Source organism: Saccharopolyspora sp. NPDC047091 (assembly GCF_040643635.1).
GTDB lineage: Bacteria > Actinomycetota > Actinomycetes > Mycobacteriales > Pseudonocardiaceae > Saccharopolyspora_C.
On the sequence record NZ_JBEYUS010000018.1, the window covers coordinates 1 to 11940 of the forward strand.

Annotated in this window: 8 protein-coding genes; 5 read left to right on the forward strand and 3 right to left on the reverse strand. The window is 72.3% G+C overall.

Translation table 11 applies throughout. The annotated features are described in order from the left end of the window. Positions 1-276: 276 nt before the first annotated feature. Entirely contained in the window at positions 277-1434 is a 1158-nt protein-coding gene (locus tag ABZ805_RS10860; RefSeq protein WP_358437550.1) for a hypothetical protein, read from the reverse strand. A gap of 242 nt (positions 1435-1676) precedes the next feature. Here ABZ805_RS10860 and ABZ805_RS10865 point away from each other — a divergent pair, with 242 nt between their 5' ends. The 3 genes from ABZ805_RS10865 (at position 1677) to hrpA (ending at position 8176) form a co-directional block, all read left to right on the forward strand. Further along, positions 1677-3149, forward strand: a complete 1473-nt coding sequence (locus tag ABZ805_RS10865) for a neutral zinc metallopeptidase (protein WP_358437553.1) — start codon at positions 1677-1679, stop codon at positions 3147-3149. A gap of 137 nt (positions 3150-3286) precedes the next feature. Beyond that, positions 3287-4054: a tyrosine-protein phosphatase gene (locus tag ABZ805_RS10870; protein ID WP_358437556.1), complete on the forward strand. Its 768-nt coding sequence runs from the start codon at positions 3287-3289 to the stop codon at positions 4052-4054. A gap of 162 nt (positions 4055-4216) precedes the next feature. Further along, positions 4217-8176, forward strand: a complete 3960-nt coding sequence (gene hrpA, locus ABZ805_RS10875) for an ATP-dependent RNA helicase HrpA (protein ID WP_358437559.1) — start codon at positions 4217-4219, stop codon at positions 8174-8176. On the opposite strand, the gene ABZ805_RS10880 is transcribed toward hrpA, so the two are convergent. After that, positions 8177-9022: a DegV family protein gene (locus ABZ805_RS10880; RefSeq protein ID WP_358437562.1), complete on the reverse strand. Its 846-nt coding sequence runs from the start codon at positions 9020-9022 to the stop codon at positions 8177-8179. A 306-nt stretch (positions 9023-9328) separates the two neighbouring features. Here ABZ805_RS10880 and ABZ805_RS10885 point away from each other — a divergent pair, with 306 nt between their 5' ends. Both ABZ805_RS10885 and ABZ805_RS10890 read left to right on the forward strand, forming a co-directional pair. After that, positions 9329-10111, forward strand: a complete 783-nt coding sequence (locus tag ABZ805_RS10885; RefSeq protein WP_358437565.1) for an electron transfer flavoprotein subunit beta/FixA family protein — start codon at positions 9329-9331, stop codon at positions 10109-10111. A 27-nt stretch (positions 10112-10138) separates the two neighbouring features. After that, the gene (locus ABZ805_RS10890; protein WP_358437568.1) at positions 10139-11098 is read left to right on the forward strand and encodes an electron transfer flavoprotein subunit alpha/FixB family protein; all 960 of its coding nucleotides are present in this window, start codon (positions 10139-10141) and stop codon (positions 11096-11098) included. A 287-nt stretch (positions 11099-11385) separates the two neighbouring features. On the opposite strand, the gene rnhA is transcribed toward ABZ805_RS10890, so the two are convergent. After that, positions 11386-11841: a ribonuclease HI gene (gene rnhA / locus ABZ805_RS10895; protein WP_358437570.1), complete on the reverse strand. Its 456-nt coding sequence runs from the start codon at positions 11839-11841 to the stop codon at positions 11386-11388. Positions 11842-11940 lie beyond the last annotated feature (99 nt).

An 11940-nucleotide genomic window follows, 5' to 3' on the forward strand; every position in this document is an offset into this window, starting at 1 on the left:
AGAAATCGCTGTCCTCGCGAGGAAGCAGCTGAGAACCCGCTGCGGTGCCGGTGTCTTGGGTGGTCGTTGGCTCAGCGGCTTCGCCGCTGACAGGACACCGACAAGACCCGTCGGGCGGGTTCGGCGACGGGCGGTCGGCGAGAATTCCGCTGGGAACCCGTGGGTGGTCCGGTTGCTCGGGTGGTCGGCGGCTCGGCGGCTTCGCCGCTGACAGGGAAAGCCGAGACCCGGCTGGCGGGTTCGGAGGTGGGTGGTGAGCCGGGTGCTCGGTGGGCGTCAGGCGACGTAGAGGCGTTCGCGGACCTCGCGGACGCGCGGCCACCAGGCGGCGAGGCGTTCCGCATCGGCGAGGGCGGCGCGGGCGGCGGCGTTGTCGCGGCGGGCCATGTGCGCGCGGGCCAGGGTCGCGAAGTCGTCCGCCTTGGACAGCGGCGAGGAGGCGTGGTCCGCCCCGGACGCGGCCAGCCGCGCCGCCTCGTCCGCATCGCCCTCCAGCAGCGCCAGCAGCCCCTTCGTCCCGTTCAGCTGGTGCGCCGGGTAGCCGAGCGAGATCGCGTCCTCCAGCGCCTTCCGCGCGATCGGCAGCACGTCGGCGGCGGGCAGCTGGTCGGATTCCGCGGCGCAGCACCCCAGGCCGGCCAGGCCCGCCAGCGCGTAGGAGAGCTCGCGCGGCGCCAGGTCGACCGCCGCGATGTGCCCGCTGAGCTTCAGCACCGCATCCGCGTACTCGCCGCGCGCCTCGTGCATCGTGATCCGGCAGTTCACCGCCACGTCCAGCTCGGGGTGCAGCGCGGAGAGCCGGTTCACCACCACCTGGGCGCGTTCGACGTCCCCGTCCTGCAGCGCTTCGTGCGCGCGCGCCGCCAGCGGGGCCGCCAGGAACTCGCTGCGCCGCGGCTCCTCCAGCCGCGGCAGGCCGAACAGCAGCCAGCCGGTGGAGGTGCTCAGCGGTTCCCGGCGCGGCCACAACTTGTAGATCATCAGCGGGGTCACGGCGATCAGCAGCCCGCGCCCGAACGAGCCGTCCGCCAGCAGCCAGCACGCCAGCACGGCACCGATCCCGGCCACCGCGGACGTCACGCCCGCCAGCCAGCAGCGCAGGATCACCGGGCTGCGCCACGGGCCGATCTCGGACGCCAGCTCCAGCGGCAGCGCCCGCAGCGTGATCGTGGTCCGCCCGACCCGCCAGCTCGCGATGCCGTGCAGCGAACCGATCACCACGTGCCGGATGCGCAACCCGAAGATCGCGGCCCCGGCCAGCAGCCCCAGCTGCGTGACCATCGGCAGCGCGATGACCCCGGCCAGCGCGCCCAGCACGCCCCGGCCGAACCCGCCGGCACCACCGCCCGCGAGACCTTCCACGACTCCCACGGCCACCAGGCCGGCCAACGCGGCCACCACCCACGGCCGCAGCCACTGACGCAACGTCCCCATGAGCAGGGGACCTTACGGAACGATCCCCGCGCACACCGCCGTTTTCGGTGCAGAGCCCGTCTCGACCGTCCTGCGCGGCAGGGGCTCGACCGTCGTGCGCAGCACGGGATTCCGGGCGCGCCCGCGGAGATCCGGCCCGCACCGGCCACCCGATAGGCTGATCCGCAGCGGCCGGTGGACCGAGCTCGGGGACGCGGTTCCGCCGCCCGCCAACGGATCTTCGAACAGGATGAGGGACTTCTGTGGCACCGGTTTCGGCAGGCGGTCCGCGCGGCACCCGGGTCGGCGGCGCGGTCCTCGCGCTGCTCGCGTGCATCTCGATGGTGAGCGGCTGCTCGCGGGTCATCAGCGGCACCCCCACCACCGCGGGCGGGCCCGCCGTCGACGACGTGGCCGGGCTGCCCGCGAGCAACGGGCCCACCGGTCCCCGCGACGGCGTCGCCGACGCCGACCTGCCGGTGGAGGGCACCGACCACGGCGAGATCGACGGGGTCGCCCGCAACGCCGTCTCCGACGTCCAGGACTACTGGAAGGTCGTGTTCCCCGAGGCCTTCGACGGCAAGCAGTTCGACGCGGTCGGCAAGTTCGTCTCCTACGACTCCACCGCGCTCGGCGGCGAGCTCTGCGGCCAGCAGACCCGCGGGCTGTCCAACGCGTTCTACTGCGGCAAGGAGGACTTCGTCGCCTGGGACCGCGCGGACCTGCTGCCGCGGCTGGAGAACAGCTTCGGGCCGATCGCCGTGGTCACCGTCCTCGCCCACGAGATGGGCCACGCCGTGCAGCAGCGCGCCGGGACGATGGCGGAGAAGGACTCGACGCTGGTCTCCGAGCAGCAGGCCGATTGCTTCACCGGTTCCTTCTTCCGGCACGTGGCCGAAGGCGACGCGAAGCACTTCCAGGTCTCCACCGGCGACGGCCTGAACAAGGTCATGGGCGTGCTCAGCTACATCCGCGACACCCCCGGCGAGAGCGACTTCACCGGCGCCGACGCGCACGGCAGCGCCTTCGACCGGGTCACCGCCTTCCAGTTCGGCTTCAGCGACGGGCCGAAGCGCTGCGCCGAGATGGACGCCGACGACGTCAAGCAGCGCACCACCCAGTTCCGGTTCTGGAAGCAGGCGCAGGAGAGCGACCTGCCGGTCGACGAGAAGAACCTGGCCGCCGTGCAGGAGAGCCTCCGGCAGGTCTTCAAGGACACCGGGGCGCTGCCGCCGCACCTGGTCACCGAACCGCTCGCCTGCACGGGGGTGCGCGGGACGAGCCCCGTCGCCTACTGCCCGGGCACGAACACCGTGTCGCTGAGCCTGGACGACCTGCAGCGCATCGCGACGCCGCCCGCGAAGGACGACGCGAACTCCGGCTACGGCGACTTCGCCGCGTACGCGCAGGTCGCGTCGCGGTACGCGCTGTCCGTGCAGGAGGCCGCCGGGCTGCCGCTGACCGGGCAGAACGCCGGCCTGCGCACCGCCTGCATGGTGGGCGCCTGGAGCGGGCTGCTGGTGGAGGACCCGATCGGGCAGCGCAACCCGGTGGGCGAGCTGCGGATGGCGCCCGGTGACATCGATGAAGGGGTGGCCGCGCTGCTCGGCGACGACAGCCTCATCGCCGCCGACGTCAACGGCGACCAGGTGCCTGCGGGCTTCGCCCGCATCGAGGCGTTCCGGCTCGGGTTCCAGGACGGCTTCGCGCCGTGCAGCACCAAGTACTCGACCTGATCCCCGCCGGGTGAATGGCCCATCGGGCCGATCTTGCGAGGCGAACGGGGCACTCACCCGGTCGCCGGGCCCGGCTCGCCGCGCCGGGTTGGGCCGTTCGGCGTGCAACGGGCGTTCGGGCCGCGCGTCCTCCGGACATGGCTGGATGGCGGGAACTCGGGTGGGACGGGTTGATCAACGGGCGCGAGCTGGGCGGGCTGCCGGTGCGCGACGGATACGTGCGCTGGGGTGCCGTCGTCCGCGCCGGGAACCCGGTGCGGCTCAGCGCCGACGGCTGGGCCGCGCTGTGGGCGCACGGGGTGCGCACCGTCGTCGACCTGACCGACGGCGTCGAGGACGGTCCGGACCGGGCGCCGCGGCCCGCCGGGCTCAGCACGCTGCACCTGCCGCTGGACGACCCGGCGGACACCGAGTTCCAGGACCGCTGGGGCGGCGCGCTGTCCTGCACCCCGCTGTACTACCCGGCGTTCGTGCGCCGCTACCCGCGGCGGCTGGCCGAGGTGGTCGGCGCGATCGCCACCGCCCGGCCGGGCGGGGTGCTGGTGCACTGCGGTAGCGGGCGGGACCGGGCCGGGCTGGTGGTGCTGGTGCTGCTCGGCCTGCTGGGCGCCGCGCCCGAGGTCATCGCCGCCGACCACGCGCTCAGCCACGCCCCGCTAGGCGCGCTCGCCGCCGCCGAGGGCAGGCCGGACGACGCCCCGGAGATCCGGCGGCTGCTCGCCGCGCACGGCAGCAGCACCGCCGACGTGGCCCGCGAGGTCGTCGAAGCCCACGACCTGGCCGCCGAGCTGCGCGCGGCGGGCCTGACCGGCGGTGAGCTCGCCGCGCTGCGCGAACGCGCCCTCGGCCGCGTCCGCCCGGCCCGCCCCGACCGGCCCATCGACACGCCGTTCCTGCACGGCTGAGCGCCACCCCGCGGCGGAGTCCTGCGCTCGGCGCCGAGCGGCTCGCCACCCGTTCCGGCGCGGCCGGACGTGGTTCCGGGGCGGCCGGGCGGGGGACGTCCCGCACGTCACTGCCTGACCGGCGGAAAACCGGTGGCGGCGTTCTCTATCCTGGACCGAAGTATGGGTACGTCACCTGTGAGCTCCCCGCTGGCCGATCTGCGCGACCGCCTGCCCGAGCTGATGTTCAACGACCAGCGCAGGCTCCGCCGCCGCATCGAAGGCGCCCGCAAGATCCGGGACGCCGCGGCGCTGGACTCGGCCACCGGCGAGATCGCCGCCGAGGTCGCCGCCGCCGAGCAGCGGGTCGAACGGCGCCGCGCCGCGGTCCCGCGCATCACCTACCCCGAGCAGCTGCCGGTCAGCGCGCGCCGCGACGACCTGCTGGCGGCGATCCGGGACAACCAGGTGGTGATCGTCGCGGGCGAGACCGGCTCCGGGAAGACGACGCAGCTGCCGAAGATGTGCCTGGAGCTGGGCCGCGGCATCCAGGGCGGCATCGGGCACACCCAGCCGCGCCGGATCGCCGCCCGCACCGTCGCCGAACGCGTCGCCGAGGAGCTCGGCACCGAACTGGGCGAAGCGATCGGCTACCAGGTGCGGTTCACCGAGCGCGCGGGCGAGTCGACGCTGGTGAAGCTGATGACGGACGGCATCCTGCTCGCCGAGATCCAGCGGGACCGGCTGCTGCGCCGCTACGACACGCTCATCATCGACGAGGCGCACGAGCGCAGCCTCAACATCGACTTCATCCTCGGCTACCTCAAGCAGCTGCTGCCGCGCCGCCCCGACCTCAAGGTGATCATCACCTCGGCGACGATCGACCCCGACCGGTTCTCCCGGCACTTCGGCGACGCCCCCGTCGTGGAGGTCTCCGGCCGCACCTACCCGGTCGAGGTCCGCTACCGGCCGCTGGTGGAGGAACCGGACGACCCGGACCTGCCCGCCTACGAGCGGGACCAGACGCAGGCGATCTGCGAGGCCGTGGACGAGCTCGGCGCCGCGGGCGACGGGGACGTGCTGGTGTTCCTCAGCGGCGAGCGGGAGATCCGCGACACCGCCGAGGCGCTGGAGCAGCTGAAGCTGCGCAACACCGAGGTGCTGCCGCTGTACGCGCGGCTCTCCGCCGCCGAGCAGCACCGCGCGTTCCAGCCGCACACCGGCAGGCGCATCGTGCTGGCCACCAACGTCGCCGAGACCTCGCTGACGGTGCCCGGCATCAAGTACGTGATCGACCCGGGCACCGCCCGCATCTCCCGGTACAGCTTCCGCACCAAGGTGCAGCGGCTGCCGATCGAGCCGGTGTCGCAGGCGTCGGCGAACCAGCGCAAGGGCCGCTGCGGCCGCGTGTCCGAGGGCATCTGCATCCGGCTGTACTCCGAGCAGGACTTCGAGTCCCGCCCCGAGTTCACCGATCCGGAGATCCTGCGCACCAACCTCGCCTCGGTGATCCTGCAGATGACCTCGCTGGGGCTGGGCGACGTCGCCGAGTTCCCGTTCCTGGAGCCGCCGGACCGCCGCCAGATCACCGACGGCGTGAACCTGCTGCACGAGCTCGGCGCGCTGGACACCGGCGAGCAGGAGGGGCAGCGCAAGCTCACCCCGGTCGGCCGCACCCTGGCGCAGCTGCCCGTCGATCCGCGGCTGGCCCGGATGGTGCTGGCCGCGGACCGCAACGGCTGCCTGCACGAGACGCTCGTCATCGCCGCCGCCCTGTCCATCCAGGACCCGCGGGAGCGGCCCGCCGAGCACCAGCAGGCGGCGGGGGAGAAGCACGCGCGGTTCACCGACGAGCAGTCGGACTTCCTGGCGTTCGTGAACCTGTGGAACCACCTGCGGGAGCAGCAGCGCGCGCTGTCGTCGAACCAGTTCCGCAAGCAGTGCAAGGCCGACTTCCTCAACCACCTGCGGGTGCGGGAGTGGCAGGACCTGTACTCGCAGCTGCGGCAGATGACCAAGTCGCTGGACATGACGCTCAACGACAACCCGGCGGCGCCGGAGCTGGTGCACCGCTCACTGCTGGCCGGGCTGCTGTCGCACATCGGGCTCAAGGACGTCGACGAGAAGAACGAGAAGAAGCAGAGCGGCCGGCGCCAGCGCGGGGCCACCGAATACCTGGGGGCGCGCAGCGCCAAGTTCGCGATCTTCCCCGGCTCGGCCCTGTTCAAGAAGCCGCCGCGGTTCGTGATGTCCGCCGAGCTCGTCGAGACCTCCCGGCTGTGGGCGCGGGTCAACGCCCGCGTCGAACCCGAGTGGGTGGAGCAGCTCGCCGGGCACCTGGTGAAGCGCAGCTACAGCGAACCGCACTGGGAGAAGAAGCGGGCCGCCGTCGTCGCCGCCGAGAAGGTCACGCTGTACGGGGTGCCGCTGGTCGCGGACCGCAAGGTGAACTACGGGCGGGTCGAACCGGAGCTGTGCCGGGAGCTGTTCATCCGGCACGCGCTGGTGGAGGGCGACTGGGACACGAACCACCGGTTCTTCCACGACAACCGCGCCCTGCTGGCCGAGGTGGAGGGTCTGGAGGAACGCGCCCGCCGCCGGGACATCCTCGTCGACGACGAGACGCTGTTCGAGTTCTACGACCAGCGGGTCGGCGCCGAGGTCGTCTCGGGCAGGCACTTCGACAGCTGGTGGAAGAAGGCCCGCCGCGAGCAACCGGAACTGCTCGACTTCGAGAAGTCCATGCTCATCAACCAGGAGTCGGCGCGGGTCACCGACCACGACTACCCGGACGCCTGGCAGCAGGGCGGCCACCGGCTGGAGCTGACCTACCAGTTCGAGCCGGGGGCCGACGCCGACGGCGTCACCGCGCACGTCCCGCTGGCGGTGCTCAACCAGATCGAACCGGCCGGGTTCGACTGGCAGATCCCGGGCCTGCGCGAGGAGCTCGTCGTCGCGCTGATCAAATCGTTGCCGAAGTCGTTGCGGCGCAACTTCGTCCCGGTCCCCGACCACGCGAAGGCCGCGCTGTCCCGGATGCCCGCGCTGCAGGGCGACCTGGTCGGGGCGCTCAGCGACCAGCTGCGCCGGATGACCGGGGTGACGGTGCCACCGGGCGAGTTCGACGTGGATTCGCTGGCCGACCACTTGTCGATGTCGTTCCGCGTCATCGACGGCGACGGGAAGAAGCTCGCCGAGTCGAAGGACCTGGGGGAGCTGAAGCGGCGGCTGCGGCCGAAGCTGCGCGCCGAGATCTCCGCGGCCGCGGGCACCGTGGAACGCGCCGGGCTGGACTCGTGGAACTTCGGGGAGCTGCCCCGCACCTTCGAGCAGGACCGCGGCGGGAACGCGGTGAAGGCCTACCCGTCGCTGGTGGACGAGGGCGACTCGGTCGCGGTCCGCATGTTCGACACCGAGGCCGAGCAGCGCCGCGCGCTGTGGGACGGCACCCGGCGGTTGCTGCTGCTGAACCTGCCGTCGCCGGTGAAGTCGTTGCAGCGCGGCATGAACGCCCGCACCCGCGTGGTGCTGGGCACCGCCCCGCACGGCGATCTGGGACTGCTGCTGCAGGACTGCGCGAGCTGCGCGGTGGACAAGCTCGTCGCCGACGCGGGCGGTCCGGTGTGGAGCCAGGACGGGTTCGCGGCGCTGCAGGCGAAGGTGCGCGCCGGGCTCGGGCCGGTCACCGCCGACACCGCCGCCAAGGTGGAGAAGGTCCTGGACGCGGCGCAGCGGGCCCGTTCGGCGCTCGCCGACCGGGCGCAGGCGATGCCGGCCGATTCGCGCGCCGACGTCGAGGAGCAGCTGTCCGGGCTGCTGCACCCCGGGTTCGTCACCGAGACCGGGTGGGCGCGGCTGCCGGACGTGGAGCGCTACCTGCGGGCCGTGGAGCAGCGGCTGGAGAAGGTCCAGCACCACCCGCAGCGGGACCGGCAGTGGCTGGCGCAGGTCGACGAGGTGCGGGACCGCTACCTGGACGCGCTGGACGCGGTGCCGGACGGGCACGCGCCCGCGCCGGAACTCCTCGACGTCGGCTGGATGATCGAGGAGTTCCGGGTCTCGCTGTTCGCGCAGTCGATCGGCACCCCGAAGGCGGTGTCGGCCAAGCGGATCCACCGGGCCCTGGACAAGGCGCTGCGCTGATCAGGTGGCGGGGGAGACGGTGAGCCCGAGCGCCCCCGGCCCGGCGTGCGCGCCGATGATGGCGCTGGTCTCGGCGACGACGACGCGGCGGGACTGCGGGAGCTGGGCGCGCAGCTGCTCGGCGATCTCGTGGGCGCGTTCGCCGTACTGGAAGTGCTCGATGCCGATGTCCACCGGCCCGTCTCCCGCGCGGGTGACCGCTTCGCGGATGGCCTTCTTCAGCGCCCGCTCCGGTCCGCGGCCCTTGACCATCGGTTCCAGGATGCCCTCGCGCAGCACCAGCACCGGTTTGATGGACAGCGCCTGCCCGAAGAAGGCCTGGGCGCGGCCCACGCGGCCGCTGCGGCGCAGGTACTCCAGGGTGTCCACGTAGATCATCTGGGTGGTGCTGCGCAGCCTGCGGTCCAGCACGCCGAGCACGCCCTGGATGCTGCCGCCCGCGGCGGCGGCCTCGGCAGCGGCGATCACCGGGAATCCCATGCCGAGCCCGCACAGCCGCGAATCGACCACGAACACCGGCAGGCTGATCTCCTCCGCGGCGGTGCGCGCGGACTGGCAGGTCTGGGAGAGGCCTTCGGAGATGTGCACGGACACGATCGCCTCGGCCCCGGAGGAGGCGGCGTCGTTGTAGTTCCAGAAGAACGCGGGTGGCGGCGGTGGTCCCGTTTCGACGTGGGTGCCGTCGCGCATCGCCTGCGCGAGTTCCGCGTGCGGGATGCGGCGTTCGTCGTTCTCCTGGTCGCCGATCGTGAGTTCCAGCTGGATCACGCAGATCTTCAGCTGCTCGGCGACGTCGGGTGGGATCGAGGCGGTGGAGTCCGTCACGATGGCGACGTGGTGGTTCATGGCGTGCAGGCTAGTCACTTGTGAAAGTTTTCAGATCTTGGCCGGGGGAATTCCCGGGGCGGACTTCCGCGGGACTGGTGGGAAGTCCTGACGGCGACGTGAGTACCGTCACGGGAAACCTCGGTTGCGCAGGGGCTACCGGCAAGTAACATCCGGGGTGGGCGGCGTCACTGTGCCACCACCAGTGCGCCATGGCAAGGTCGAACTTCCCGGTAGCGGTGTCATCGCACCGACCGGAAGCCCCGCGCAACCGCGCGAAACGCAAGCGAAGCCGACGTGAAGTCCGCAGGAGGTCGAAGAGGACCCATGAACATCGTCGTCCTGGTGAAGCAGGTGCCCGACACGTGGTCCGAGCGCAAGCTCAAAGACTCCGACCACACGCTCGACCGCGAGTCGGCGGACGCCGTGCTGGATGAGATCAACGAACGTGCGGTGGAAGAGGCGCTGCTGATCAAGGAGGCGCAGGGTGGTGAGGTGACCGTCGTGGCCATGGGCCCCGACCGCGCCACCGACGCGATCCGCAAGGCGCTGTCGATGGGCGCGGACAAGGCGGTGCACCTCTCCGACGAGGCGCTGGCCGGTTCCGACGCGGTCTCCACCGCGAAGGCCCTCGCGAAGGTCGTCGGCACCGTCGACTCCGTGGACCTGGTGCTCGCGGGCAACGAGGCCACCGACGGCCGCGTGGGCGCGGTCCCGGCGATGCTGGCCGAGCTGCTGGGCCTCCCGCAGCTGACCTACGCGCGCAAGGTCACCACCGACGGCTCGACGATCAGCATCGAGCGCGAGACCGACGCGGGCATCATCAGCCTGGAGGCGAACCTGCCCGCGGTCGTGTCGGTCACCGAGAAGATCAACGAACCGCGCTACCCGTCCTTCAAGGGCATCATGGCCGCCAAGAAGAAGCCGGTCTCCGTGCTGACGCTGGCCGACGCGGGCATCGACGCCTCCGAGGTCGGCCTCGCCGGCGCCGGGTCCAAGGTCGTCGAGTCCGCGCCGAAGCCGCCGAAGCAGGCCGGCCAGCGCGTCAACGACGAGGGCGACGGCGGCACCAAGATCGTCGAGTTCCTGGCCGCCGAGAAGCTGGTCTGAGTCCTAGGTTCGCGAGGAGATAAAGACATGTCTGAAGTTCTGGTCCTCGTCGACCACTCCGGCGGCGAGGTCAAGAAGGTCACCCTGGAGCTGCTGACCGCGGCCCGCCGCCTCGGCGCGCCGTCCGCGGTCGTCGTCGGCGAGCCCGGTGAAGCGGGCAAGCTGGCCGACGTGCTGGCGTCCTACGGGGCCGAGAAGGTGTACGCGGCCGAGTCCGCCGACACCGCGTCCTACCTGGTCACCCCGGCCGTCGACGTGCTCGCGTCGCTGGTCGGCTCGGCCTCCCCGGCCGCGGTGCTGGTACCGGGCTCGATCGACGGCAAGGAGATCGCGGGCCGGCTGGCCGTGCGGCTCGGCTCGGGCCTGCTCTCGGAGGTCGTCGACATCGACGGCGACGGGATCGGCTCGCACTCGCTGTTCGGCGGTACCTACAACGCCAAGGCGCAGGTCACCACGGGCACGCCGGTCGTGACCGTGCTGCCCGGCAGCGTCGAGGCCGAGCAGGCCGCGGGCGCCGGTGCCCAGGAATCGGTCGAGGTGCCCGCGGTCGACGGCGCGAAGAACGCCAAGATCACCGGTGTGCAGCCCGCCGAGGCCGGGGACCGCCCCGAGCTCACCGAGGCCTCCGTGGTCGTCTCCGGTGGCCGCGGTGTCGGTTCGGCCGAGTCGTTCGACGTCGTCGAGAAGCTCGCCGACTCGCTCGGCGCGGCGGTCGGCGCGTCCCGCGCCGCGGTCGACTCCGGCTACTACCCGCACCAGTTCCAGGTCGGGCAGACCGGCAAGACCGTTTCGCCGCAGCTGTACATCGCCCTCGGGATCTCCGGCGCCATCCAGCACCGCGCCGGCATGCAGACCTCGAAGACGATCGTGGCCGTCAACAAGGACGCCGAGGCGCCGATCTTCGAGATCGCCGACTACGGCGTGGTCGGCGACCTGTTCAAGGTCGCCCCGCAGCTGACCGAAGAGGTCGGCAAGCGCAAGGGCTGAGCCCTCCACCGCGCAGCGAACGGGCCGCACCTCCTCGTGGGGTGCGGCCCGTTCGCGTGCGTGCGGCCTCGCGTGTGCGTGCGGCCTCGCGTGTGCGTGCGGCTTCGGGTGCGTCCGGTCTCGCGTGCGTCCGGTTTCGCGCGGGAGCGGCCTCGTGCGCGCCCGGCCTCGCGGGGCTCCGGCTCCGTGTGCGTCCGGCCTGGTGTGCGTCCGGCCTCCCGGGGGTGCGGCGCGTTCGCGGGCCGACGGGCCGCCCGCGCCGCGCCGGTGGTGGGCCGGGCCGCGGGTCAGCGGTGCTCGTCGCGGCCTTGGCAGGCGAGCTTGTCGGCGCGCTCGTTCTCCGGGTGGCCGTTGTGGCCCTTCACCCAGTTCCACCGGACCTCGCCGTGCCGCTGCACCTCGGCGTCCAGGCGCTGCCACAGGTCCGCGTTCTTCACCGGCTTCTTCGCCGACGTGAGCCAGCCGTTGCGCTTCCAGCCGCGCATCCACTCCGAGATGCCCTTGAGCACGTAGGTGCTGTCGCTGAACACGTGGACCTGCGGCACCGGGCGGTTCAGCGCGGCGAGGCCTTCGATGACCGCGGTGAGCTCCATCTTGTTGTTCGTGGTGGCGGGCTCCCCGCCGTGCAGCTCGCGCTCGTGGTCGCCGTAGCGCAGCACCACGCCCCACCCGCCGGGGCCGGGGTTGCCGCTGCACGCGCCGTCGGTGAACAGTTCCACGAGGTTCCGGTCGGGCTCAGCCATCCCGCCAACCTACTTCCCGCCTCGCCGCGGCCCGCGAGCCGCACCGCATCGATCGAGTACCGCGCATTCACCGAAAGTTCCTGCTGCGTGCCCTCGTCC